Source organism: Brevibacterium sanguinis (assembly GCF_003315415.1).
Taxonomy (GTDB): domain Bacteria; phylum Actinomycetota; class Actinomycetes; order Actinomycetales; family Brevibacteriaceae; genus Brevibacterium; species Brevibacterium celere_A.
The window spans coordinates 70,063-93,864 of sequence record NZ_QNSB01000014.1 but is presented as its reverse complement, the minus strand read 5'-3'; the positions used below and the strand labels follow the sequence as shown (position 1 = coordinate 93,864).

Sequence of the window (23,802 nt, the reverse complement as noted above, 5' to 3'; positions counted from 1 at the left end):
GGCCGCGAGCCCCCTCGACCGAGCCGGCTCCGGTCCACCCGTGAGAGAAAGGAAGCACATGACCTCCAACCACAGGATCCTCCTCAAATCCCGACCCGTCGGCGCTCCCACCGACGAGAACTTCCTCCACGACGAGGCGTCCGTCGAGTCCCCGCAGGACGGTGAGGTCCTCCTGCGCACCCTCTATCTCTCCCTGGACCCCTACATGCGCGGGCGGATGTCGGACGCGAAATCCTATGCCGCACCCGTCGAGATCGGCCAGGTGATGGTCGGGGCCACGGTCTCCGAGGTCGTCGAATCGAGGTCCTCGGAGTTCAGCGAGGGTGACATCGTCCTCGGATACGGCGGCTGGCAGGAGTACTCCGTCGAGAGGACGAACCACCTGCGCCGCGTCGACCCCGACATCGCACCGATCAGCACCGCCCTCGGCGTCCTCGGGATGCCCGGCTTCACCGCCTACTCGGGACTGCTCGAGATCGGCCAGCCCGAATCCGGCGAGACTGTCGCCGTTGCCGCCGCGACCGGGCCCGTCGGGTCCGCTGTCGGACAGATCGCGAAGATCAAGGGCGCCCGCACGGTCGGCATCGCGGGTGGGGAGAAGAAGGTCGCCCACATGAGGGAGCTCGGTTTCGACGTCGCCCTCGACCATCGTTCGGACAGCCTCGAGGAGGAGCTCGCCGAGGCGACTCCCGACGGCATCGACGTCTACTTCGAGAACGTCGGCGGCGAGGTGTTCTCCGCCGTCCTGCCCCGGCTCAACACCTTCGCCCGGGTTCCCGTGTGCGGGCTCGTCGCCACGTACAACCAGACCGAGCTGCCGCCCGGGCCCGACCGTTCGGGTCAGCTCATGGGCACGATCCTGTCGAAGTCGCTGACGGTGCGCGGGTTCATCCAGACGGAGTTCGCCGGCACGCTCTACGATTCGTTCCTGTCCGAGATGGGCGAATGGGTCCGTGACGGCAAGGTGAAGTACCGCGAGGACATCCGCCCCGGCCTCGAGCGCGCGCCCGAGTACTTAGGTGACCTGCTCACCGGAGGCAACTTCGGCAAGATGGTCGTCGCCGTCGGGGCCGAGGTCTGACGCAGGATCACGTGCCTCCCGCCCCGGTCGGGAGTGCGACCGTCCGGTTCACGCGACGGCGGCGAACACCTCGGCGGGGTCGAGGCCGTAGCTGAGGCTCAGCGACAGGAGCATCCGGGCCTTCCTCGCATCGAGGATGCCGGCGGGGATGAGGCCGGCGGTGAGCAGTCCGATCTCCCCGCCGGGGTAGCTGTAGGTGTCGCGCAGGCTCGCTCCTGACCCGGGGCGGGAGGCGAGGACGAGGGGCACGGTCTGGGCGAGCTCCTCGACCTCGGTGATGAGGTGCTCGGGGATGTGGCCGCCGCCGACGCCAGAGATCACGGCGCCGGCGAAGTCGGTCTCGACGATCGCCTGCAGCGCCTGCGGACCTTCGCCCATCCCCACCTCGACGAGGGCGATGGGTGCGAACGCAGCTGGCCGCCTCAGCCCGGCGAACGGCGAGGACCAGGGGCGGGGCGCATGCGGCGCGAGGACGGTCCTCTCACTGATCCAGCCGATCGCCCCGAGCACAGGACCCGAGGAGAAGGCGGCGGTCGAGGTGATGTGCGTCTTGCGCACGAACCGCGGGTCGTGGACCTCGTCGTTGAACACGAGCGTGCACGGCAGGTGACGGAGGGCGGGGCTGAGCACCGCCATGGCTGCCGCCCGCACGTTCGCGGGGCCGTCGGCGCCGGGCAGCGTGGGATTGCGCATCGCCCCGGTCGCGGCGATCGGAAGACCCGAGTCGTTGAGCAGCCAGAGACCGAAGGCGCTCTCCTCGAGCGTGTCGGTACCCTGGGTGAGGACGAGTCCGGATGCCCGCGAGGTGCGGGCGAGCTCGACGACGTCATGGAGGATGTCGAGGGTGACGTTCGCGCTCGAGACCTGGGCGACCTGTGCGAATTCGGCGTGCAGATCGGGCCAGATGTCCTCGAGTCCCGCAGCGGCGGCGATCTCGGCACCGGAGAGGGCAGGGGCCACCCCGCCGAGGTTGTTCGACGTCGACGCGATCGTCCCGCCGAGGGCGGCGAAGAGGAGGTGAGGAGCAGTGTCGGGCATGATTGCAGTGTATCGGCCACTGCGACAGAGCCGCTGTGTCCGCGTCGAGAGCCGCCGCGTCCGCGTCGAGCGGCTCGCGGCGGCCGATTCCGTGTCCGCGTCGTCTGCTAGCATCCGGCGCATGGAACCGGAGACCGTCCTCGACCTCGCCCATGACCAGGCGATGCAGTACCCGGGCGTCGACATCGAGCACCCCTTCGGCCCCGAGTACCGGGTCTACAAGGTGCGGGGGAAGATGTTCATGATGCACTTCGAGCTCCGCGGGACGCCGTGCATGAATCTCAAGATCGATCCGCTCGACGGTGAGGTCCTCAGGGACGCCTACTCCGAGATCACTCCTGGTTATCACATGAACAAGAGGCACTGGATCACCGTGACGGGGGCGGGGGAGTCAGGAGGCGCGGGCAGCAGGCTCGACGATGAGCTCGTCCACGACCTCGTTCTCGAGTCCTACTGCCTGGTCGTGGCGAAGCTGCCGATCAAGGACCGGCCGGTCGATCCGACGACCTTTGGCAGGTGAACCGGGAGCTGACGCGCGGAGCGACTCGCACCGCCTCGGCGCGCTTCTCCGCCGAGGCGCCGGCCATCACGCGCTGACGACGTCACCTAATCGGCGGCCGAGGGCATCGAGATGCCCGGCCAGAGGTGAGCGCGGATCCCACACGAGCTGATAGAAGATCTCGACGATGAGGCCCTCCTCGTCGTGGAGCAGACGGTAGTCGGATCCTGAGACCTTCGACTCGGGCAACAGGGCGCTGCCCAGGCCCAGCTTCGACCAGTCCTCGAGCACCCGATAGCTCGACGCCTCGCCCGGGTATGTGCGCAGGGGAATGCTGCGAGCGCCGAAGAGATCGCGAGTGAACTTTGTCAGCCCGCACGTGTCCGGCAGGAGAATGAGACGAGCGTCGATGAGGTCGTGGAGACTCGCCGCGTCATGACCCCCCGCCTCGGGGTCGACGAGGACGAGCGGCTCGGAATCGACGATCCTCTGCTCCCAGCGAGGCAGCGGACCGACGGAGGGGATGATCAGCACGTCGAGCTCGCCCGCCTCCAGTCCCTGCAGCAGTTCGTCGAGGTTGGCCTCGGTGAGCACGAGCTGGCCCGAGAGCCCGGTGTCACTAGGCCCGGGAGCCGATCGAGATCCGGTGAGTGCTTCCTGCCCTGTGCCCTCGTCCTGATGAGGCGTGGAGATCGCGTGCAGGGTCCGCTTGACTTCGGAGACGAGGCCGGGATTGATCAGCGGGGAGACTCCGAGGCGGACATCATCGGCTGCCGGTCCCGACCACCGGCGAGCCTCGGCGGTGATCGCGTCCACGGCGCTCACCGCCTGCTCGAGCAGCGGAAGGATCGCGTGCCCCATCGGCGTCGGGGTCACTCCGCGCGGTGACCGGAGGAAGAGCGGACCGCCGAGTCGGGACTCGAGCTTCGCGATGCCGTTCGACAGCGCCGGCTGAGTGACGCCGAGACGACGCGCCGCCGCAGTGAACGATCCGGTGTCGACGACCTCCAGGGCGTACCGCAGCCCTTCGATGCGAAACTCCTCAGCCATAAGCTCAGTTTATCGGTGCATCGACGATGGCCCACTACCGGGCGCGGCATCCCACCGCTAGAGTTCCTCAGCGGAACGATCGGGCAAGGGAGAGGCGCGAGGATGGCGACGAGGATGAGTGCGGTGGAACCCGCCAGGCTGCGGCCCCACGACTTCACCCCCGAACCGCCCGAGCCCGGCTGGGTGCGCGTCGCCGTCGCCGCCTGCGGCATGTGCCGGGCGGACCTCTCCACCGTCGAGTCGGGTGCGGGCGATCACCCGGTGATCGCCGGGCACGAGATCGCGGGAACGATTGCCGAACTCGGTGCCGGGGAGACGGGATACACCGTCGGCGATCGCGTGGCCGTGGGCTGGTTCGGCGGCAGCTGCGGTGCGTGCCGGAACTGCCGTCGGGGCGATGTCGTGCACTGCCCTGACCGCAGGATCCCGGGAATCAGCTATCCGGGAGGATGGTCGGAGTCCGTCACGGTTCCCCGGTCCGCGCTGGCGAGGATCCCCGACGCCCTCGGTTTCGCCTCCGCCGCTCCGATGGGCTGCGCGGGGGTGACGATGTTCAACGCCGCCCGCCGGATCGACGCCGGCCCGGGGGCGAAGGTCGCGGTCTTCGGCATCGGCGGCCTCGGCCACCTCGGCGTCCAGTTCGCCACGCGAATGGGATATGAGGTCATCGCGATCGCCCGCGGCCGCGACCGTGAGGAACTCGCGAGATCCCTCGGCGCGGCGGTCTACCTCGACAGCAGCGACCGGGAACCGGGGCAGGCCCTGCGGGAGCTGGGCGGCGTCGACGCCGTCATCAGCACTGCTCCAGCCGCTGAGGCGCTCGGAGAGCTGGCACGGGGACTGCGGGCCCACGGTCAGCTCATCATCACCGGGACCGGGGCCGGCGACCTCGAGCTGCCGGTGGGCGCGATCGTCTCGAACGCGCTGCGGATCACCGGCCACCTCACCGGCAGTCCGGCCGACATCGAGGACGCGATGCGATTCGCAGTGCTTCACGGCATCCGCCCGATGGTCGAGGAGAGGCCTCTCGAGGAAGCGCAGCAGGGACTCGAGGACCTCGCGGCCTCGGCGCCGCGGTTCCGCGCCGTGCTCACCACCGCACTCGGACGCGGCGAGTGACCCGCCGGACCCGGCCCGTCCGACGACCCTTCCAGCACACCACCCCACGACCTTCCCCGCTCCCCACCGTGACGACCGAGACGAATGGAGATTCGATGCGCGAGATGCCCAGCGGATCCGCGGCGATGAGCCGCGAACGACTGCAGCGCCGGACGATGATCATCCTGGTCATCACGCAGATCGTCGGCACGGTCGGGGTCGGAGTCGCACCGTCCATCGGGGTCCTGCTCGCCGGTGAGGTGACGCAGAACGAGGCCTGGGCCGGACTCGCACGCAGTTTCAGCACCTTCGGCGCCGCTCTGCTCGGGCTGCCCCTGGGCAACCTCGCCGCCCGCAGGGGCCGGCGGGTGGCGCTGTCGACCGGGTGGGGGACGGCGGCCCTCGGCAGCGCCCTCCTCGTCGTCGCCGCGCAGGACAGTCTGCTCGTGCCGCTCTTCATCGGTCTGCTGCTCATCGGGGCCGGCAGCGCCGTGAGCCTGCAGAGCCGATTCGCCGCCACCGATCTCGCCCTGACCAGGAACAAGGCGAAGTCGCTCTCGCTCATCGTCTGGGTGGGTACACTCGGCTCGGTGCTCGGTCCCAACCTCGGCGTCCCCGGCCGGTTCGTCGGGGAGGCGACGGGACTCAACCTCTATGCGAGCAGCTTCCTCATCGCCGCCGTGTGCCTGGGGCTGGCCGGTCTGCTCGTCGTCGTCCTCCTCCGCCCCGATCCGCTGCTGCGGGCGCAGGCCGATTCCCGGGAGGCGCTCACCGCGGAGGCTCCGGCACAGTCGCAGCCGACCGCATCGGAACCGGCGGCATCGGAGCTGACGACTCAGAAGCCGAGCTCCCGACGCCGAGATCCAGCGCGGAAGCCGCGGGGAAGCATCGGGCAGATCATGGCCGAGCTCAAGGCCAACACGCCCGCCCGTTACGCCGTCATCGCGATCCTCACGGCACAGATCGTCATGGTCTCCATCATGACGATGACCCCCGTGCACATCGAACACCAGGGCGGCTCGATCGAGATCGTCGGGGTCACGATCAGCCTGCACATCCTCGGCATGTACGCACTCTCCCCGCTGGTGGGCTGGACCGCCGACACCTTCGGACATCGAGCCACGATCTCCGCGGGCATCGCCATCTTCCTCGCCTCCCTCGTCATCGGGGCGCTCCTGCCCAACGGCACCGCCTGGATCATGGTCTCGCTCATCCTGCTCGGGCTCGGATGGTCGTTCGTCAACGTCGCGGCCTCCGCCCTCTTCTCCGCGGTCGTCTCTGACGAGGTCAAGGCGTCTTCCCAGGGTGGAGTCGACGCGACCTCCAACCTCTGCGGAGCGACAGCGGCCTTCATCGCCGGTCCGCTGCTCGCCGTGACCAGCTTCTCGGTGCTCTCATACATCGCGATGGCCGTACTCGTCCCGCTCATCGTGCTCACCGTCGGAGGCAGCGGACGCTCGGTCGGACGGAAGGGAGATCCGGACAGTGACAGTGGAGCCTGAGATCGTCGTCGTCGGTGCCGGACTGGCCGGCCTGTCCGCCGCGCTGGTCCTCGCTGAGGCGGGGCTCTCCGTCGAGGTCGTCGAAGCCCGCCCGCGGGTGGGCGGTCGCGCCCGCTCCGTCGCCGTGGGAACAGGGGCGATCGACCTCGGGGCCACATGGTTCTGGTCGAATGAACCCCTTGTCCGGTCACTGTGCGAGCGCTTCGGAGTCCCCACGTTCGAGCAGGATCGTGCCGGTGAGGCCATCGTCGAGCTGCCGGGGGAGGAGGTCCGCCGCCTGGGCGGCAACCCCCTCGACGCTCCGGCCGCGCGGTTCGGGCGCGGGGCGCAGAGCCTCGCGGAAGCGATGGCACGTGAGCTCGGGTGCGGCCGGATCCACCTCGGAGAGAGGATCACCGAGGTGACGGTGCTCGACGAGGGTGATCCGGGTGCCGCCGCTGCGGGCGCCGATGCCTCGAGCCGTCGGGTCGAGCTGAGGTCGGAGCACAGGACGCTGCAGTCCGATCACGTCGTCATCGCGGTGCCGCCCGCGGTCGCCGTCGACACGATGTCCTTCACCCCGGGCCTGCCGGGGCCGGTGCGCTCGACCGCTGAGACGATGGACGTCTGGATGTCAGGGATGGTCAAGGCGATCGCCGTCTACGAGCACGACTTCTGGCACCCGCACGGGCTGGCCGCGGCGGCCATGAGCCATGTCGGACCGTTCCGGGAGTTCCATGACCACAGCGGCCCCCGCGCAGGCGATGTCGGCGAACCCGCAGCCATCTTCGGATTCGCTCCTGCACAGGCATTCGTCGGCGCCGGGGGACTGAGGGCGGACGAGGCCGAGATCGCCGAGGCGTTTCGACTCCAGCTGGTGCGCCTCTTCGGTCCGGCGGCGAGCGACTCCGTGTCCATGCACGTGGCCGACTGGTCGGCCGATCCCCTGACCTGTCCCAGCCGCAGCCGGATGAGGACGACGGCGGATTTCGGGGCTCCCATCCTCCACCGGCCGAGCCACGGCCGGATCCACTGGGCCTCGACCGAGACCGCGGATGCATTCGCGGGTCACCTCGAAGGGGCGATCCGCGCGGGCATCCGCGCCGCCCGAGCGATCACCGCCGAGGCCGCCCCAACCGCACGAGCGAGTGCAGGAGAATGAGGAGACCATGACAGCCGATCAGCCCACCGAGGCGGTCACGCGAATCCCCGCGAGCGTCCTCGGAGTCTTCGCCCACCCCGATGATGAGACCTACCTGACCGCAACCCTGATGCTGCGCACACTTCGTGCCGGCGGCACCGCCACCCTGGTCACCGCGACCCGCGGAGAGGTCGGAGCGCCGCATCCGGAGCTCTCGTCCGAGGAGATCGCGGTCATCCGCGAAAGGGAGCTGCGCGAGGCCATGGCCCGACTGGGAGTCGACGACGTCAACTTCCTCGATCGGATCGACGGCGAGTGCGCCGAGTCCGATCCGCCCATCGCTCGCCTCGTCGACCTGCTGGCCTCACGGAGGCCGGAGCTCATCGTCACCTTCGGTCCTGACGGCATCTCCCGACACTCCGACCACGTCGCGGTGAGCAGGTGGACGAGCGCCGCATGGCTCCGCGCCCGGGAGCAGGGACTGCTGTCGGGGAACTCCCGGCTGCTCTACGCCACGGTGAGCGAGACATTCGCTGCTCGTCACTTCGCCGACTACCCGGACTTCCCCCTCACCCTACAGGGCGAGCCGGCCATCACCGCCGATGCCGACATCGTCCTCGACATCGAGCCGACCGCCGAGGAGTTCGCGATCAAGAAAGCCGTGCTCAGCGCTCATGAGACGCAGACCCGCGGCCCGGTCGAACTCCTCGGCGAGGACCGGTACTACGACTGGTGGCGATCCGAGACATTCCGGGAGCCCACTGCGGCGGAACTCGACGCGGCGCGCGGCGTGCGCTCCCACCTCGGCGTATGACAGAACGGGCCACGTCTTCGGACCGGAAGACGTGGCCCGCGGGCCTCAGGTCAGCCTCGGGCGCCGACCTGGGGGACGATGTCGCCGTGCGGTTCGGGGCCGTGCGAATCCGCGGCCCGCAGGTCGCCGCGGGCGGCCAGGATCCGCTTGACCCGCGGCCAGCGGACGATCGCGATGAGTCCGCCGGCTGCCATCCACACCGCACAGGCGATCCAGACTCGGGCATCGAAGTCGAGGATGAGCAGGTAGGCCTGGTAAGCGGCGATGAGCACGGCGACCACGGCGATCGTGTAGTGGACGGGAGCAGAGAGTCGGAACGGCGAGGTCGCGTAGACCCTGGGCATCCTGAACCGGATGGCGATCGATGCGGCGACGACGACGAAGAACATGATCTGGACGAACACCGAGGACGCGGTTCCGATGACAGACACGTCGACGCCTGCGAGTGCGGGGACGATGCCGATGAAGTAGAGGATGCAGAGCAGCCAGTGCGGGGTGCCGAAGCGCCTGTTCACACGGCCGAGTCCCGAGGGGATCCAGCCGTCATCGCTGGCAGCCAGCAGTGACTTCGTTCCCCACAGGAGTTCCGCATTCATCGTCGAGATGATGGCGATCATCGCCCCGCCGAGGATGAAGAACAGCCACAGCCCGGTCGGCAGGACCTCCTTGGCGACGGTCGACAGCGGCTGCCCGGCCACCTCGACGATGGGCAGGACACCGGCAGCGGGGATCGCGACGATGACGTAGATGATGCCGACGAGGCCGGTGCCGCCGATCATCGCCAGCGGGATGTCGCGGCCGGGGTTCTTCATCTCTCGGCCGAGCTCACCGACGCCGTAGGCTCCGGCGGTGGCGAAGGACAGGAGAGCCGCCGCACTGAAGAGCTCGATCATGCCGTTGGGCAGCATCTCGGGGTAGATGTCCCAATTCACCTCGGCCATGCCGAAGAAGCCGAAGGTGAGGAAGCCGATGATCATGACGATCATGAGGACGACTCCCAGGCGCGACGAGATGATGGCCCCGGCGATGTTGGAGAGGAAGAAGATCGACACCAGGGTCACCGCGACCCACACCTCGTTGAACCAGGGGTTGATCGCGTGCATGTACTGACCGGCGGCCAGTCCGTAGAGGGACAGGGATCCTTTGCCCAGCGACGTCAGCCAGGCGAGCAGGAAGCCGATCGAGGGGTGGAGGAGGCGGGCGGGCCACGTGTAGACGCCGCCGGCGACGGGGTACGCCGCGGCGAGTGAGGCGTAGGGCACCGAGGTGATGATGACTGCGAGAGCGGCGAGCACATAGGCGATCGAGACACCGCCGCCGGTCATCGCGATGGCGACTCCGGTCAGCGAGACGATCCCGCCGCCGATGATCTGGTTGACGGAGATGCCGATCGCGCCGGGGAGGCCGATCGTGCGTTTGAGGTTGTCCTGATTGAGCTGCGGCTCGGTGGGGGTCGACATGAGGGTTCTCCTGGCTTCGTCGTTGAAGGAAGAGGCGACGTCACGTCGCCGAGTTGCGCAGGCGCGCACGTGTGTCGGTGGATGACGACGGATGTCGGGGCGCACTCATCCGGAGCACGGGGCGCATTGGCCCCGCACTCGGATGGCGGTGCGGTGAAGTGGTTCTCTGAGGTGAGTCCTCAGGGCCGATTCGGCACGAGGCTCAGTGAGCAGCCCTCCAGGCGTCGACGGCGGCCACGAGTCGCTCGATCGCCTCGTCGACTGTCGAGCGCGGGCAGCCGAGGTTGACGCGCATGTATCCGTGGCCCTCGAGGCTGAACTTCTGGCCCTGATCGAACCAGATCCGCGCTTCGGTGAGCATGAAGTCCTGCAGTTCTTCGGCATCCATGCCCAGTCCGCGGCAGTCCATCCACGCGAGGTAGAGGGAGTCGGCCGGAATCACGGTGATCTCGGGGATCCGGGCGTTGACCTCGGCCGCGAAGTGCTCGTGATTGGCACGGACATAGGCGACGAGGTCGTCGACCCAGGCTTCACCGTGGGTGTAGGCGGCCTCACAGGCGACCATCCCCAGGACATTGACCAGGGGGAACATGTTCCGTTCGTAGGCGCGCCGGAACTCGGCGCGGATCTCCGGGTTCGGGATGATCGTGTTCGCGCACTGCAGTCCCGGCAGGTTGAAGGTCTTCGACGGGGCGGTGCACGTGATGGAGTTGGCGGCGAACTCCTCACTGAGCGAGGCGAACGGGATGTGGCGCTTGTCCGGGTTCATGATGAGGTCCTCGTGGATCTCATCGGAGACGACGAGGACTCCATGCCGGGCGCAGATCTCTCCCATCGTGCGCAGCTCGTCCTCGCTCCAGACATTGCCCGTGGGGTTGTGCGGGTGGCTGAGGATGAAGAGCTTCGTGTTCGGGCGGATCGCGGCCTCGAACACCTCGGGGTCGAAACGGTATCCGGTCTCGGTCCGCTCGAGCGGGGCGAACGCGGGGATCCGCCCGTTGAGGCGGACGTCGTCGTGGAAGTGCGAGTACACCGGCGGCTGCATGAGGACCGAGTCCCCGGGAGAGGAGAACGCCTGCACGGCCACCTTGAGGCTGGTGATGATGCCTGCGGCCGGTGTCACCCAATCCGTGTCGATCGTCCAGCCGAAGCGCCTGGACTGCCAGCCGGCGACGGCGGCGAGATAGCTCGGGGTGGGGCCTGCCGGGTAGCCGAAGACTCCGTGGTCGACGGCGGTGTGAAGGGCGTCGACGACAGCCTGCGGGGCCTTGAAGTCGGTGTCGGCGACCCACATGGGCAGCGGGTAGGCCGCGGCCTGCTCTGCGGTGAGCATGCGTGGCCCGGCGAGCCACTTCATCGAGTTGCTGCTGCGACGGTCGACGACTTCGTCGAAATCCGGATGCGAGAGGGAGTCGGAGGTGGGCGGAGTGGAGGTGTTCGGCGCGGAATCGACGCTCATGGGGTGGGTCCTGTCTGCAGTGGTGGTGGATGAGATCAGGCTATGGGAAAGTCGGGGCAAGGTGTTCGCCACTTCAGCCCTGAAACGTCGCATCAGGGCTAAGATCGCACGCATGGATGCCATTGACCGCAAAATTCTTTCGCTGCTGCAGGAAGACGGGCGAATCACCTTCACCGAACTCGCACGCCGGGTGCAGCTGAGCGTCTCCCGCTGCCAGCGCCGAGTGCGCGAGCTCGAGGAGGCAGGGGTGATCCGCGGATTCCGCGGAATGGTCGATGCCGGGAAGTCCGGTTTCGGCTTCGAGGTCATCGCCTTCGCGACTCTGCGCGGGGCCGGGGCCATCCATGAGTTCGACACCGCGATCGCCGAGGTTCCGGAGATCATCGAGGCCCACAGGCTCTTCGGCGAGCCCGACTACTTCATCCGCATCGTCGCGGTGGACAAGACGCATTACCAGCGGCTCTATGACGAGGTGCTGAGCAAGCTGCCCGGAGTGCGGGGGATGAAGTCGACGATGGTGATGAAGGAGGTCATCGCCCCTCGGCCCCTGCCGCTCCTGCGCGAGCGGTGAACGGCCGGCGGCCAGAGCACTCCTTCGACGAGCCGCCCATCAGCGGTGACGTCGCCGCTGGTCACGCGGAGGGGTGCTGCCCAGCAGCCGCGTGCGTTGGAACCCAGGGTCCGCCTCCGGCGCTCGGGGTGGGGCGAGCTTCCGCTCGTGGACCTCCTTGACGAACGAGACGATCACGACGACGACGGTGAGGGCGAGGAATGGGATCGCGGCGATCCACTGATCGCCGATCGTGGCAAGCCCGGTAGCAGAGGGGGACGGCTCACCGGAAGCCGAATGGTCGGGAGCGAGGAACGCCATCGCCACCGTCGCGACCGCCGCGGCGAGATTGACCCGGAAGTACCCCATCCAGACCCGTGAAGGCAGCTCGGTGCGAATCGCGAACTGGACGATCGAGAGGGCCGCCGACGCTCCGGCGATCGTCAGGCATGCGATCAGTGGGAGCGGGAACAGGGGGTGGCGGAACGGCGCTTCCCACTTCGGGCTGCCAGACGGGGAGACCTGCCCGCCGGTGAGGGCGAGCGAGCCGAGCAGGAAGACGATGAGCAGGACCGGGACGAGACAAGTGACGGTGAGGTAGGCATTGGACCAGCGCTCCGCTCGCTTCGGCAGCGGACCGAGCACGAGACGGAGATACTCCTCCGTCTGCGGGGACGATGGGGCTGCCTCGGTCCGAGGTCGCGGAGTGTCGGGCATGCTTGCAGTGTATCGGCCACTCGGTGTGGCGCGACTCCGCCTATTCCGGGCTCACCGACTGTGCCGGGTTCACGGAATGACACCGGAGCGGAGTGAACCCGCTTCGGAGCCGGTCACTGCTCCGGCTGCTGGGACTCCTGCTCCTTCTCGATCTCGGCCCGCACCGCATCCATGTCGAGGGCCTTGACCTGCGCGATGAGGTCGTCGAGGGCCGGGGCGGGAAGCGCTCCCGGCTGGGAGAACACGAGCACCTGCTCACGGAAGGCCATGAGCGTCGGGATCGAGGAGATCCGCGCCGCGGCCGCCAGCGACTGCTCGGCCTCGGTGTCGACCTTGCCGAAGGTGATGTCGGGGTGCGCTTCGGAGGCGGCCTCGAAGGTGGGGGCGAACGACCGGCACGGGCCGCACCACTCGGCCCAGAAGTCGACGAGGACGATGTCGTCGGTGGAGATCGTGTTGGTGAAGTTCTGCTCGGTGAGGGCGACTGTGCTCATGGCTGCGATGGTCCGTTCTCATCGGGGTTCTCGGTCATCGTTCCCATCCAGCGTGTCACAGTCATCACCCCGAGGCCAAGGGCCATTGTCTCCGCATCCCCTCAGAGTCCCGGCCGGAGAGAATCCCGGCCGGTCAGAACTCCAGCCGTCCTGTGATCTCCCGTTTGAGTTCGAAGAAGTGCTCGTGGCCGGTGAGGGTGACGTAGGCGTCGAAGAGCTCGAGCGCCTGCTCGCCCGCCGGCCTGCGGGTGAACACCGGGCCGAAGTAGGCGCGTTCGCGCTCGCCGAGGCGGAGGATCGGCAGCCCGACACCTGAGCCGGTGAGGCCGAGGGCATCCCGGGTGCTCGACTCGAGATCGGCATCGAGACTCTCGTCGTCCGCGGCGTCCTCGAGCTGTGCGGGGAGACCGGCCTCGGCGAGCGCCTCGGCGATGATCGCGTCGACGTCGTCGCGACCTCCCGGATGAAGCCGCTGACCCAGCGCGGAATAGAGCGCGGCGATCGGCTCCTCGCCGTGGTCCCGCCGGGCACGGACGACGACGCGCCCCATCCGATGACCCTGCCGGTGCTCCTCGGAGGTGTCCTCGTTCCCAGGGGTGGAGTTGAGCACCTTGAGGCTGAAGGACCTCCAGTTCACGGTGCATCCCCGCTGAGCGGCGACGTCGGTGATCCACCGGCTGGTCACCCAGGTGAACGGACAGATCGGATCGAACCAGAAGTCGATCGTCGACGGCTGCTGCATGAGATGCTCCTTCTCTGTCGCTGTCGCCGGTCGGTGTCGTAGGCCGACTCTGGGCACCAGTCTAGGGGCGGACCGGGCGCCGCGGAGGAGGGTTTCCGGCGGGACCCGTGATCTGACGGACCGTCTCTCGCCGCCACCCGATTCGCACCGCCTGCACGGCTGCGCGACAATGGAATCCATGTCCGCACTCTCCTCCGCGCTCGCCTATCGCCGTCTGCTCGACGACAATGCGACCTTGCGGATGCTGCGGGCCGACCACCTCGCGGTCATGGCCGCGACCCTCGACGCCCACCTCGGGCAACCGGGAACCCGCATCCTCGCCGAGGACCTCCACGAGGCCATCGACGCCGACCTCGAGGTTCTGCGCGACCACTTCGACCTCTCGACGCGCACCGCGAAGGCCTACTGCGACGACTGGCGGCGAGCGGAGATCATCATCCGCCGGCCGGCCACCTCGGCGCGCGGGGAGACCTACGAGCTCTCCGCCGCCGGCTTCGACGCGATCCGCATCCTCGAGCAGCTGCGGACCCCGCCGCAGACCGCCACCGAGTCGCGCCTGGTCAGCCTGGCCCAAGCGGTGCGTCAGCTCGCGATCGACACCGACCCGGACACCTCGCGCCGCCTGCAGTCCCTCGAGGCGCAGCGCCGCCGCATCGACGCCGAGATCGCCCGGGTCCGCCGCGGCGACCCGCGCGCGACGCTCGACCGCAGACGCGCGACGGAACGCGTCAATGACATCCTCGCGCAGGCGCAGGGCCTGCCCGCGGACTTCGCCCGGGTCCGGGCCCGGTTCGAGGAGCTCAACCAGGAGCTGCGGACCTCGATCCTCAACGTCGACGAGACGCAGAGCCACGTCCTCGACGAGGTGTTCCGCGGCGTCGACCTCATCGAGTCGAGCGACGAGGGCCGGACCTTCGCCGCCTTCTCCGCCCTCATCCGCGACCCCGAGTCCTCGGCGGCCTTCGACGAGGACATCGCGGCGATCCTCGACCGGGACTTCGCCGTCGTCCTCGACCTCGAGACCCGCCGTGCGCTGCGCTCGCTCATGCGGCAGATGAAGGACGGCTCCCGCGAGGTCCAGGACATCCTCACCGAGTTCGCCCGCGGCTTGCGCCGCTACGTCCACTCCCACGAGTTCCAGCGCGACCGGCTCATGCGCACTCTGCTCCAGGACGCGCTCGCCGCCGCCGCTCCCGTCGCCGAGGTGCGCCGACCGTACGAGGACCTCGGGCTGAGCCTCGAGCTCTCGACCGTGCCGATGTCGAGCGCCGGAGAGGTCAGCCTCCACGACCCCGAGGAGTTCGACGCCGGGGCCGCCCTCACCGAGGCCGCAGAGGCGAGCTTCGACCTCGAGGAGCTCAAGGCCGTCGCCCGGGAGTCCGAGATCGACTTCTCCGAGCTCATCGACAACGTCAACGACGCCCTCACGACCGCGTCGGAGGTCTCCGTCGCCGAGGTGCTCGACCGTCACCCGGCCACCCGGGGCCTGGCGAGCGTCGTCGGCCTGCTCTCGCTGGCCGCCACCCACGGTCGCCTCGACCCCGAGACGGTCGACGACCTGACCTGGACGGGAGTGGACGGACGGTCCCGCTCGGCGTCCGTCCGCCGCCACTTCTTCACCGAGGACATCTCCGCATGAGCACTGATTCCACGTCCACCGCCGACGCGACCGCCGCCGGAGACCCGTCCGCGGGGGCGAGTGTCGCCGGCACCTCCGCCGCGTCCGTCGTGCCCGGGTCCGCCGAGGAGACCCAGGGGCCTGGCGGCCTGTGGACCGGTGACACGGGGGTGCTCGGGGAGCGCACCCGTCGAGTGCTGCTCGAACTGCTCAAGGGACCTTACGTCTCGGGTGCGCAGAGCCCGCAGCTGTGGTCGGCCCTCGTCGCCGACGAGGACCTCGTCCGCTCCCGTCTGCACGAGCTCTTCCTCGACCTTGTCATCGACAAGGTCGACGAGTTCGCCTTCACCCGCAAGGTGCTCACCGAGGAGATCGAGGTCCCGGCGGCCGTGCGCAGTGAGAGGCTGACCTTCATCGACACCGCGATGCTCCTCGTCCTCCGCCAGCTCCTCCTCGCCGCGCCGGGGGAGAAGCGCGTCATCATCGACCGCGAGGAGGTCTTCGAGCGCCTCGAGATCTACCGCCGAGGCGATGAGTCGACGTTCCTGCGCAACCTCAACGCGGCATGGACGCGGATGAGCAACAAGCTGCGCGTCCTCCACAAGGCAGGCGAGGGCCGCTACGAGATCTCGCCGATGGTCCGCTTCCTCGTCGACGAGGACCGGGTCCGCGAACTCACCGAGGTCTACCGGCGGATTGCCGTGGGGGAGAGCGGAGTCGGGGACCACCTCGGCGAGGATGCCGTCGCGGACAGCAGCGACGACACGACTGACACCGACACGGTTTCAGCCGCCGACGCCGGGGAGGACGCGGAATGATCGAGCAGCCCCTCTTCGACCTCGACCCGTCGATGCTCCCCGCAGCCGAGCTCCCCGGCCCCGGAGCGCGTCCCGACGTCGGAGCCCAGTGGCGGCTGGCCGAGGTCCAGATCGCCAACTGGGGGACGTTCTCCGACTCGATCCATCGGATCCCCATTGCCTGCCGCGGCCACCTCATCACCGGACCGTCCGGTTCGGGCAAGTCCTCGCTCCTCGACGCGATCGCCGCCGTCCTCACCCCCGACAAATGGCTGCGATTCAACGTCGCCGCGCAGTCCGCCGGCGCCCGCAGCGATCAGCGCAGCCTCGTCAGCTACATCCGCGGAGCCTGGACGCGGACCACCGATGACACCGAGGACCGGGTCGTGAGCAAGTACCTGCGTCCGCGCGCGACGTTCTCGGGCATCCTCCTGCGCTACAGCGACGGGGCCGACGGCGAGCTCACCCTGTGCCGACTCTTCTTCCTCAAGGGCAGCGGCACCCGGACCTCGGACATCAGCGACCTGTGCCTGTGCGAGCAGACCGGCCTCGACCTCGCCGATCTCCAGCAGTACGCGCAGAACGGACTGGCCACCCGGGCGCTCAAATCCGATCGCCCCGAGGCTCTGGTCACCTCGAACGGCTCGCACGCCCGGTTCTACGCGCGGATGCGCAAGATCTTCGGCATGGCCGGCGAGTCCGCCCTCCAGCTGCTCCACAAGACCCAGTCGGCGAAGAGCCTCGACAGCCTCGACCAGCTCTTCCGCGACCACATGCTCGAGGAGCCCGGCACCTTCGCCCTCGCCGAGACCGCGCTGGCCCAATTCGACGACCTCAAGGACGCCCACGACCACGTCGTCCAGCTGCGCGAGCAGCGCGACCACCTCACCGAGCTCAAATCCGCAGCGACCGTCTACGAACGCGCGCACGCCGCGGCCGCGGAAGCGCTCGAGCTCACCGGCAGCCTGCGCCCCTACCAGAGACGGCGCGAACTCGACCTGCTGCGCGCCGATGCCGCGAGCCTGGCCGAGAAGCTCGTCGACCTCGAGGTCGCCGCGGAACGGGCGCACACCGAGAAGCGCCTGGCGATCGACGACTACGATCTCGCGCACCGGGCGACCCTCGACCTCGGCGGGGCCGAGACCGAGCACCTCCAGCAGCGCATCGAGGAGGCGGAGAACGCCCGCCGCGGGGTCGCCGAACGGTGGGCGACGCTCGCCCGCCAGCTCGCCCAGGCCGGCATCGACGAGGCGCCGACCACCTCGGCGGAGTTCGCCGAGCTCCAGGCGCAGATCGCCCGGACCCTCGAAGCCGGCCTCGAGGAGACCGGGGCGAGCCATGCCGAGCACGACCGATTCTCCGCCGCCCGCAGCCGGGTCAAGGCCCTCGAGGCCGACATCGACTCCCTGCGCCGCTCCGGATCGACCGTGCCGACGGCCCTCCTCGAGGTCCGCTGGGCACTGGCCGAGGGGTGCGGGCTGAGCGAGTCGAGCCTGCCCTTCGTCGCCGAGCTCATCGAGGTCGACCCGCGCTGGGCACAGTGGACCGGAGCGATCGAACGCGTGCTGCGGCCGCTGGCGCTCACCGTCCTCGTGCGCACCGAGCATCTGTCGACCGTGCGGTCCTGGGTCGACGGCCACCGGATCAGGGCCCGGCTGGTGTTCGAGGAGATCCCCGCCTCCCCTCCCGCGCCGAAGCCCGCGCGCAGTGAGAAGTCGCTGGTCAACAAGGTGACGGTGGCGGAGTCGACGTTCGGGGACTGGGTGTCGTGGACGCTGTCCGAGCGCTTCGACGTCGCGTGCGTCGACACCTTGTCCGAACTCGACGACCATCCCCGCGCCGTCACGCTGGCCGGGCAGATCAAGACCTCGCGCACCCGGTACGAGAAGGACGACCGCCGCCGCATCGACGACCGCAGCCAGTGGGTGCTCGGCAACCGCGAGTCGAAGCTCGAGGCCCTCATCGAGCAGCTGACCAAGGCGCAGCAGGAGCTCGCCGCCGCCGAGGAGGTCGTCACCGCGGCCGGCGCCGCGCAGGCCCGGGCGCAGCGGCGCATCGGCATCCTCGCCGGCGTGCGCGAGCAGTCCTGGCGCGACGTCGACCGGCAGGGAGCCGAGGCCGCGGTCGAGGCGCTGGAGCGGCAGCTGCGCGAACTCGAGACCGCCGACGGCGATCTGCAGACGGCGATCGCCGCCGAGCGAGAGGCCCGGGCCCGCAAGGAGGCCGCCGAGGACGCCGCGCGCGAGGCCGACTATGCGAAGAGACGCGCCGGTGAGGAACTCGACGCGCTCCGCGCCCAGGTCGAGCGCCTCGAGCGCGCCATCGCCGCAGGCGAGATCGCCGAGGTGGACGATTCCGTCGCCGCCGAACTCGACTCCCGCTTCCGCCGCGTCCAGCGCCGGATCACCCGCGACGACCTCGCCGACGTCGCCGCCCAGGTCTCCCAGACACTGCAGGAGGAGCGCGACCGCTCGCAGAACCAGGCGAGCGGAGCCGCCTCGGCGGTGACGAGGCTCGCCGCCGAATTCAAGGCACGGTGGAGCTCGGTCGCCTCCGACCTCACCGCCGACGTCGCCGATCGCGGCGCCTACCTGCGGATGCTCGACGAGATCAGCGCCCACGGCCTGCCCGACCACGAGCACCGCTTCCGGGACCTGCTCCGGCAGCGCTCACGCGATCTCATCGGCGAACTCCTCGGCGAGATCCTCTCGGCCCCGCGGGAGATCACCGAGCGGGTCGAACCGATCAACTCCTCCCTGCTGCGCTCGAAGTTCGACGAGGGCCGGTTCCTCCGCCTCAAGGTGAAGACGCGACGCTCGGAGACGGTCACCGCATTCATCGACTCCCTGCGGACGGTCGCCGAAGGCAGCTGGGGCGACGAGGACATGGCCGCGGCCGAGGCCAAGTACGCCACTCTGGCGGAGATCATGCGGCGCTTCGCCTCGAGCGAGCACGTCGACCGGACGTGGCGCACCGTCTGCCTCGACACCCGGCAGCACGTGAGCTTCCTCGCCGAGGAGATCGACGAGACCGGCAAGGCCCACGCGACCTACGATTCCGGAGCGGCGATGTCGGGCGGGCAGCAGCAGAAGCTCGTCATCTTCTGCCTCGCCGCCGCGCTGCGCTATCAGTTGGCTGACCCCGACGAGCCGGTGTCGAGGTACGGCACGATCATCCTCGACGAGGCGTTCGACAAGGCCGACACCCGCTACACCCGCATGGCTCTCGACATCTTCATCGAGTTCGGCTTCCACATGGTGCTGGCCACCCCGCAGAAGCTGCTCCAGACGATCGAGCCCTATGTCGGGGCGGCCACCTCGGTGGAGAACCCGAGCCGGCAGAAGTCGCTGGTGGCGACGATGACCTGGGGCGAGGACTGAAAGGCGAGGATTCGTGATCACCGTCGAGGAGGCGCGCGACACCGCCGGCGTCCGCCTGCGCAGGAACCTCGCCGTGTGGGTCGCCGAGGCGGCGATCGCGGTGGTGGCCGACGGTGAGGACGGGCGCGGGCGGAGTTCTCCTCCCGCTTTCCACCTCGGGCTGCGTCCGCCCACTCAGAAGCAGGTGCTCGCCGATCAGGCGGCGGCCGAGTCGTGGGCACGTGACTGGCGCGAGGCCGAGCGGCGGCACCGGGTGAGCATCGACTGGGAGCCGCGCTCGTGGCGGGCCGTCGGCCGCCAGGACGTTCCCGTCCGCCTCACCGTGGGCTCTCCCGACGACCTCGCCGCGTTCGTCGGCGGACAGACCCTCCGGGACTGGCGCCGACTCCGTGACCGGGCTGCCGCGATCCGCACCCGCTGGCCCGGCCCATCGCACCCTGTCGTGCCAGGTCCCGGCGAGCCCGACGCGCCCCTGTCAGGTCCCGGCGGGCCCGGGCCATCCATGCGGGCTCCCAGCGAGTCCGGTGCCCACGACTTCGCGGCCGTCATCCGAGCCCAGGCGAAACCGCTCCTCGGCCTCGGCGACGAGGAGTTCACGACCGTCCTCGACGTCGTCGACTGGCTCGCGACGCATCCGCTGGGCACGATGCGACCGCGGCAGCTGCCGATCCGCGGAGTCGACTCGAAATGGTTCGGCCGCCACCGCACCCTGGTCACCGCCCTGCTCGGCCTCACGCATGCGCCGGCTGAGCTCGACATCCTCGATGCCGAGGCGACCGTGCGGATCCGCATCTGCGACCCGGGAATGCGACCGGGAGGACTGCGCGATCTCAGCTCCCCGGTCGACCAGCTCGCCGAGCTGCCGGTGTCACCGCACACGGTGCTCGTGGTCGAGAACCTCGAAACCGTGCTGGCGCTGCCGGACCTGCCGGGCGTCGTCGCCGTCCACGGCTCCGGGTACGCGGTGGATGCGGTGGCGCGGATCCCGTGGGCCGCCTCGGCGAGGATGCTCTACTGGGGTGACCTCGACTCACACGGCTTCGCGATCCTCGGCCGCCTGCGCAGCCATGTCCCCGAGGTGCGCTCATTCCTCATGGACGAGGACACCCTGCTGGCGCATCGTGACCTGTGGGTGAGCGAGCCCAAGCCGTTCACCGGTCGGGTCACCGCCCTCACCGGCAGCGAACAGCGAGCCCTCGACCGGTTGCGTGCCGAGGGGAATGTCCGCCTGGAACAGGAGCGCATCCCCTGGGCCCGCGCGCTCGAGGTCATCATGGAGGTGGCGAGCAGCTGAGAAGGCGCTGCCTCACCCGCTCCCACCTGGCATTGAGTAGGGTGGAACCGTGAGAGGCACAGAGGACGGACGCCGATGACCGATCGGCCACGCGGCGGCCTGCTCGCCCTCTGCATCGCCGAGCTCGCCAGCTGGGGGCTCCTCTACTACTCGCTGCCGGTCGCGGCGACCCCGATCGCCGCGGACACGGGCTGGAGCCTGACGACGATCACCGCGGCCCTCTCGGCGGGCCTCGTGGTCTCGGCGCTCGCAGGCATCCGCGTCGGCCGGATCCTCGACGCGCACGGCCCGCGCCTCGTCATGACCACCGGTTCGCTCATCGGAGTGCTCGCCCTGCTGACGGTGGCATGGTCGCCGAACCTCGTCGTGTTCTTCGCGGCCTGGCTGCTGGCCGGTTTCGCCCAGTCGGCGACCCTCTACCCGCCCGCGTTCGCCGTCATCACCCGTTGGTACGGGACCGAGCGGGTCAAGCCGCTGACGCTGCTCACCCTGGTCGGAGGGCTGGCCTCGACGGTGTTCGCGCCGATCATCGCCTTCCTCCTCGACACCCTCGGCTGGCGGATGTCCTACGTCGTCATGGCCGGCATCCTCGCCGTCCTCGCCGTCCCGATGCACGGGCTCTTCCTCAACCGCCGCTGGACCGACGAGGCGGCTGCGGTCAGGGAGGACACCTCGGCGGCCGATCGGCGCGGACAGATCCGGGCAGTGACCCGGACGCCGAGGTTCATCCTCCTGCAGATCGCGATGGCCCTGGCGACGTTCACCCTGTTCGCGGTGACGATCAACATCATCCCCCTGCTCATCCACCGCGGAGCCGGCTTCGGGCCGGCGGCGATCGCGCTGGGGCTCGTCGGGTTCGGGCAGGTGGCCGGTCGCGTCGGCTACCTCGGCCTGGCCAAGCGGACCTCGCCTCGAGGCCGGATGATCGTGCTCTTCGCGTGCGGGGCGACGGGGCTGTGGCTGCTCGCCTTCGTGCCGGGTCCGCTGTGGCTGCTCGTCGGCATCGCGATGGTCTGCGGAGGTGTCCGTGGCTGCCTCACCCTGCTTCAGGCGACGGCCGTCGCCGACCGGTGGGGAACGGCGAACTTCGGGGCCGTCAACGGCGTCTTCATCGCCCCGATCACGGCGCTGACCGCGCTCGCGCCCGTGGCCGGTCCCGCGCTCGCCGGTGTTCTCGGCGGCTATCCGGTGATGGCCCTCGCGATGGCCGCCGTGCTCACCGCCGCCACGCTGCTCTCCACCCGGACGTGAGCGGCGCGGTCTGCCTCTGTCGCTCCCGAGAACGCGCGGCCGTCCGGCCCGTCGCGCGGTCTCACCCGATCGCGAGCCACACGGCGCAGTCGGTCGGCACCCGGTCGGTGACCGTGGGATCGCTGGCGGCGAGGACCTCGGCGTCCGCGGGAATCGGCCACGCCGTCGCGCCGAGGTTGAGCACGACCCGCGTGGTGCCGACCGCGGCCGTCACGTCGAACGCGAGGATGTCCGCGCACGGTCCTGCCGCGGTGCCGCCGGTCGAACCGTCCCTGAAATCGGCAGCCGCGGCGGAGCCGGCAGCGGCGGCGTCGGACCCCTCGGCCGAGGAGTCCGGGCGGGGGTCGACGAAATCGAAGGATCCGGTGCCGAGGCCGCGCTCGGCGCGCAGGGCGAGGAGCCGGCGGACGAGCTCCAGGTGCGAACTCCCGCAGCCCTTCTGCTGATCGACGGCGAGATCGCCGTAGCCGGCGGGCTGGGGCAGCCAGGCGGCTCCGGACTCGCTGAAGCCGAAGGCGGGAGCCCCGCGCTCCCAGGGGATCGGCACCCGGCAGCCGTCGCGGCCGAGCCGCCGCCCGGAGGTGCGGTGGAAGGTCGGGTCCTGGCGCACCTCCTCGGGGAGGTCGAGGACCTCGAACAGGCCCAGCTCCTCACCCTGGTAGAGGTAGGCGCTGCCCGGCAGGGCGAGCATCGCCGTGGTGGCCGCCCGTGCGCGGCGGGCGCCGAGCTCGCGATCGGGCGCGGGGACGGCGGCGCCGAGCTGAGAGGTGAAGTGCTCGGGGTCGAGGGCGAGCCGGGTGGCCGGGCGGATGACATCGTGGTTCGACAGCACCCAGGTGGTCGGGGCGCCGACGACGTCGTTCGCGCGGAACGACTCCTCGATGCACTCCCGCAGCGCCGGCGCGTCCCACGAAGCATCGAGGAAGGAGAAGTTGAACGCCTGATGGAACTCCCCGGGGCGGACGTAACGGGCGATCCGGGCATAGGGCTGCACCCATGCCTCGGCGACGAGCACCCGCTCGCCCGGGTACTCGTCGAGGAGCCGACGCCAGTCGAGGTAGATCTCGTGCACCCCGTCCTGGTCCCAGTACGGGGCAGCGCCTGTCGCCATCCCGTCGCCCTGCATCTCCTCGGTCGTCTGGGCGGCGTCCGGCAAGCCGGCCGCCTTGACGAGGCCGTGGGCGACATCGACGCGGAATCCGTCGACCCCGCGATCGAGCCAGAACCGCAGGACATCCTCGAACGCCTCCCGCACCTGCGGGTTCGCCCAGTTGAGGTCGGGCTGCGAGGAGTCGAAGAGGTGCAGATACCACTGTCCGTCGGGTGTCGTCGACCAGGCCGGTCCGCCGAACACCGACTCCCAGTTGTTCGGCGGCCGCTCCGGGTCCTCGGGGTTCGCGTCGCGGAACAGGTACCAGTCGCGCTCCGGCGAATCGGGACCGGCGGTCAGCGCGCGCCGGAACCAGGGGTGCTGGTCGCTGGTGTGGTTGGGCACGAGGTCGACGATGATCCGCAGGTCCAGCTCGTGGGCACGGGAGATGAGCGCGTCGGCGTCGGCGAGGGTCCCGAACAGTGGATCGACGTCGCAGTAGTCGGAGACGTCGTATCCGGCATCGGCCTGCGGAGAGGGGTAGAAGGGCGAGATCCACACGGCATCCACCCCGAGCTCGCGCAGGTGGTCGAGCTTCGCCGTGATGCCCGGGAGGTCTCCGATCCCATCGCCGTCGGCGTCGGCGAAGGACCGCGGGTACACCTGGTAGATGACGGCGCTGCGCCACCACTCGGCGGTCTCGGCGGAGGGGTGGAGAGGACCGCGGGAGGGGGAGTGCTGGGTCACG

20 protein-coding genes are annotated in these 23,802 nt (G+C 69.6%); 12 read left to right on the top strand and 8 right to left on the bottom strand.

Translation table 11 applies throughout. The features are described 5' to 3' along the window. The first annotated feature begins 58 nt into the window (after nucleotides 1–58). Nucleotides 59–1,081 carry an NADP-dependent oxidoreductase gene (locus tag DFO65_RS15685; protein WP_113905383.1) on the top strand — a complete coding sequence of 341 codons (1,023 nt, stop codon included), beginning with the start codon at nucleotides 59–61 and terminating at the stop codon, nucleotides 1,079–1,081. 48 nt (nucleotides 1,082–1,129) lie between these two features. Here the strand turns inward: DFO65_RS15685 and DFO65_RS15680 are convergent, their stop codons facing one another. Then, nucleotides 1,130–2,119, bottom strand: coding sequence for an asparaginase domain-containing protein (locus DFO65_RS15680; protein WP_113905382.1), 990 nt, complete (start codon nucleotides 2,117–2,119; stop codon nucleotides 1,130–1,132). A gap of 121 nt (nucleotides 2,120–2,240) precedes the next feature. Here DFO65_RS15680 and DFO65_RS15675 point away from each other — a divergent pair, with 121 nt between their 5' ends. Then, nucleotides 2,241–2,639 carry an MmcQ/YjbR family DNA-binding protein gene (locus DFO65_RS15675; RefSeq protein ID WP_113905381.1) on the top strand — a complete coding sequence of 133 codons (399 nt, stop codon included), beginning with the start codon at nucleotides 2,241–2,243 and terminating at the stop codon, nucleotides 2,637–2,639. Nucleotides 2,640–2,705: 66 nt separating this feature from the next. Here DFO65_RS15675 and DFO65_RS15670 read toward each other — a convergent pair whose 3' ends face one another. Beyond that, nucleotides 2,706–3,668 (bottom strand): LysR family transcriptional regulator, encoded by a 963-nt coding sequence (locus DFO65_RS15670; protein WP_113905380.1) that lies wholly within the window; start codon nucleotides 3,666–3,668, stop codon nucleotides 2,706–2,708. 123 nt (nucleotides 3,669–3,791) lie between these two features. Here DFO65_RS15670 and DFO65_RS15665 point away from each other — a divergent pair, with 123 nt between their 5' ends. The 4 genes from DFO65_RS15665 (at nucleotide 3,792) to DFO65_RS15650 (ending at nucleotide 8,202) form a co-directional block, all read left to right on the top strand. Next, on the top strand, nucleotides 3,792–4,787 hold the full coding sequence (locus DFO65_RS15665; protein WP_220151307.1) for an alcohol dehydrogenase catalytic domain-containing protein: 996 nt from the start codon (nucleotides 3,792–3,794) through the stop codon (nucleotides 4,785–4,787). Nucleotides 4,788–4,882: 95 nt separating this feature from the next. Continuing rightward, entirely contained in the window at nucleotides 4,883–6,268 is a 1,386-nt protein-coding gene (locus DFO65_RS15660) for an MFS transporter (protein ID WP_245940825.1), read from the top strand. Beyond that, entirely contained in the window at nucleotides 6,252–7,409 is a 1,158-nt protein-coding gene (locus DFO65_RS15655) for a flavin monoamine oxidase family protein (protein WP_113905379.1), read from the top strand. The genes DFO65_RS15660 and DFO65_RS15655 overlap by 17 nt, the downstream gene beginning before the upstream one ends. Before the next feature lie 7 nt (nucleotides 7,410–7,416). Then, a complete protein-coding gene (locus tag DFO65_RS15650) occupies nucleotides 7,417–8,202 on the top strand; it encodes a PIG-L deacetylase family protein (RefSeq protein ID WP_181778754.1) in 786 nt (261 codons plus the stop codon). Between the two features lie 50 nt (nucleotides 8,203–8,252). Here the strand turns inward: DFO65_RS15650 and DFO65_RS15645 are convergent, their stop codons facing one another. Further along, entirely contained in the window at nucleotides 8,253–9,662 is a 1,410-nt protein-coding gene (locus DFO65_RS15645) for an APC family permease (protein ID WP_113905377.1), read from the bottom strand. 202 nt (nucleotides 9,663–9,864) lie between these two features. Beyond that, nucleotides 9,865–11,121, bottom strand: a complete 1,257-nt coding sequence (locus tag DFO65_RS15640; RefSeq protein ID WP_113905376.1) for a MalY/PatB family protein — start codon at nucleotides 11,119–11,121, stop codon at nucleotides 9,865–9,867. A gap of 112 nt (nucleotides 11,122–11,233) precedes the next feature. Between DFO65_RS15640 and DFO65_RS15635 the strand changes: the two genes are divergently transcribed. Further along, complete coding sequence (locus tag DFO65_RS15635; protein WP_113905375.1) at nucleotides 11,234–11,692, top strand: Lrp/AsnC family transcriptional regulator; 459 nt, start codon at nucleotides 11,234–11,236, stop codon at nucleotides 11,690–11,692. A 39-nt stretch (nucleotides 11,693–11,731) separates the two neighbouring features. Here DFO65_RS15635 and DFO65_RS15630 read toward each other — a convergent pair whose 3' ends face one another. From DFO65_RS15630 to DFO65_RS15620, 3 genes are all read right to left on the bottom strand, one after another. After that, a complete protein-coding gene (locus tag DFO65_RS15630) occupies nucleotides 11,732–12,388 on the bottom strand; it encodes a hypothetical protein (protein ID WP_147233381.1) in 657 nt (218 codons plus the stop codon). A gap of 113 nt (nucleotides 12,389–12,501) precedes the next feature. Further along, the gene (gene trxA / locus DFO65_RS15625; protein WP_113905373.1) at nucleotides 12,502–12,882 is read right to left on the bottom strand and encodes a thioredoxin; all 381 of its coding nucleotides are present in this window, start codon (nucleotides 12,880–12,882) and stop codon (nucleotides 12,502–12,504) included. 133 nt (nucleotides 12,883–13,015) lie between these two features. Beyond that, nucleotides 13,016–13,624 (bottom strand): mycothiol-dependent nitroreductase Rv2466c family protein, encoded by a 609-nt coding sequence (locus DFO65_RS15620; RefSeq protein ID WP_181778753.1) that lies wholly within the window; start codon nucleotides 13,622–13,624, stop codon nucleotides 13,016–13,018. 178 nt (nucleotides 13,625–13,802) lie between these two features. Between DFO65_RS15620 and DFO65_RS15615 the strand changes: the two genes are divergently transcribed. From DFO65_RS15615 to DFO65_RS15595, 5 genes are all read left to right on the top strand, one after another. Next, nucleotides 13,803–15,263: a DUF3375 domain-containing protein gene (locus DFO65_RS15615; protein WP_113905371.1), complete on the top strand. Its 1,461-nt coding sequence runs from the start codon at nucleotides 13,803–13,805 to the stop codon at nucleotides 15,261–15,263. Further along, nucleotides 15,260–16,060 carry a DUF4194 domain-containing protein gene (locus DFO65_RS15610; protein WP_113905370.1) on the top strand — a complete coding sequence of 267 codons (801 nt, stop codon included), beginning with the start codon at nucleotides 15,260–15,262 and terminating at the stop codon, nucleotides 16,058–16,060. Before DFO65_RS15615 ends, DFO65_RS15610 begins: the two co-directional genes overlap by 4 nt. Then, entirely contained in the window at nucleotides 16,057–19,419 is a 3,363-nt protein-coding gene (locus DFO65_RS15605; RefSeq protein WP_245940824.1) for an ATP-binding protein, read from the top strand. The genes DFO65_RS15610 and DFO65_RS15605 overlap by 4 nt, the downstream gene beginning before the upstream one ends. 13 nt (nucleotides 19,420–19,432) lie before the next feature. Beyond that, complete coding sequence (locus DFO65_RS15600; RefSeq protein WP_113905369.1) at nucleotides 19,433–20,713, top strand: Wadjet anti-phage system protein JetD domain-containing protein; 1,281 nt, start codon at nucleotides 19,433–19,435, stop codon at nucleotides 20,711–20,713. 75 nt (nucleotides 20,714–20,788) lie between these two features. Continuing rightward, nucleotides 20,789–21,964 carry an MFS transporter gene (locus DFO65_RS15595; protein WP_113905368.1) on the top strand — a complete coding sequence of 392 codons (1,176 nt, stop codon included), beginning with the start codon at nucleotides 20,789–20,791 and terminating at the stop codon, nucleotides 21,962–21,964. Between the two features lie 61 nt (nucleotides 21,965–22,025). Here DFO65_RS15595 and DFO65_RS15590 read toward each other — a convergent pair whose 3' ends face one another. After that, the gene (locus DFO65_RS15590) at nucleotides 22,026–23,801 is read right to left on the bottom strand and encodes a glycoside hydrolase family 13 protein (RefSeq protein ID WP_181778752.1); all 1,776 of its coding nucleotides are present in this window, start codon (nucleotides 23,799–23,801) and stop codon (nucleotides 22,026–22,028) included. Nucleotide 23,802 lies beyond the last annotated feature (1 nt).

Bases quoted from the DNA above. Each gene is read 5' to 3' on its own strand.
- DFO65_RS15685 (WP_113905383.1), top strand. From the start codon at position 59: ATGACCTCCAACCACAGGATCCTCCTCAAATCCCGACCCGTCGGCGCT.
- DFO65_RS15680 (WP_113905382.1), bottom strand. From the start codon at position 2,119: ATGCCCGACACTGCTCCTCACCTCCTCTTCGCCGCCCTCGGCGGGACG.
- DFO65_RS15675 (WP_113905381.1), top strand. From the start codon at position 2,241: ATGGAACCGGAGACCGTCCTCGACCTCGCCCATGACCAGGCGATGCAG.
- DFO65_RS15670 (WP_113905380.1), bottom strand. From the start codon at position 3,668: ATGGCTGAGGAGTTTCGCATCGAAGGGCTGCGGTACGCCCTGGAGGTC.
- DFO65_RS15660 (WP_245940825.1), top strand. From the start codon at position 4,883: ATGCGCGAGATGCCCAGCGGATCCGCGGCGATGAGCCGCGAACGACTG.
- DFO65_RS15650 (WP_181778754.1), top strand. From the start codon at position 7,417: ATGACAGCCGATCAGCCCACCGAGGCGGTCACGCGAATCCCCGCGAGC.
- DFO65_RS15645 (WP_113905377.1), bottom strand. From the start codon at position 9,662: ATGTCGACCCCCACCGAGCCGCAGCTCAATCAGGACAACCTCAAACGC.
- DFO65_RS15640 (WP_113905376.1), bottom strand. From the start codon at position 11,121: ATGAGCGTCGATTCCGCGCCGAACACCTCCACTCCGCCCACCTCCGAC.
- DFO65_RS15635 (WP_113905375.1), top strand. From the start codon at position 11,234: ATGGATGCCATTGACCGCAAAATTCTTTCGCTGCTGCAGGAAGACGGG.
- DFO65_RS15630 (WP_147233381.1), bottom strand. From the start codon at position 12,388: ATGCCCGACACTCCGCGACCTCGGACCGAGGCAGCCCCATCGTCCCCG.
- trxA (WP_113905373.1), bottom strand. From the start codon at position 12,882: ATGAGCACAGTCGCCCTCACCGAGCAGAACTTCACCAACACGATCTCC.
- DFO65_RS15620 (WP_181778753.1), bottom strand. From the start codon at position 13,624: ATGCAGCAGCCGTCGACGATCGACTTCTGGTTCGATCCGATCTGTCCG.
- DFO65_RS15615 (WP_113905371.1), top strand. From the start codon at position 13,803: ATGTCCGCACTCTCCTCCGCGCTCGCCTATCGCCGTCTGCTCGACGAC.
- DFO65_RS15610 (WP_113905370.1), top strand. From the start codon at position 15,260: ATGAGCACTGATTCCACGTCCACCGCCGACGCGACCGCCGCCGGAGAC.
- DFO65_RS15605 (WP_245940824.1), top strand. From the start codon at position 16,057: ATGATCGAGCAGCCCCTCTTCGACCTCGACCCGTCGATGCTCCCCGCA.
- DFO65_RS15595 (WP_113905368.1), top strand. From the start codon at position 20,789: ATGACCGATCGGCCACGCGGCGGCCTGCTCGCCCTCTGCATCGCCGAG.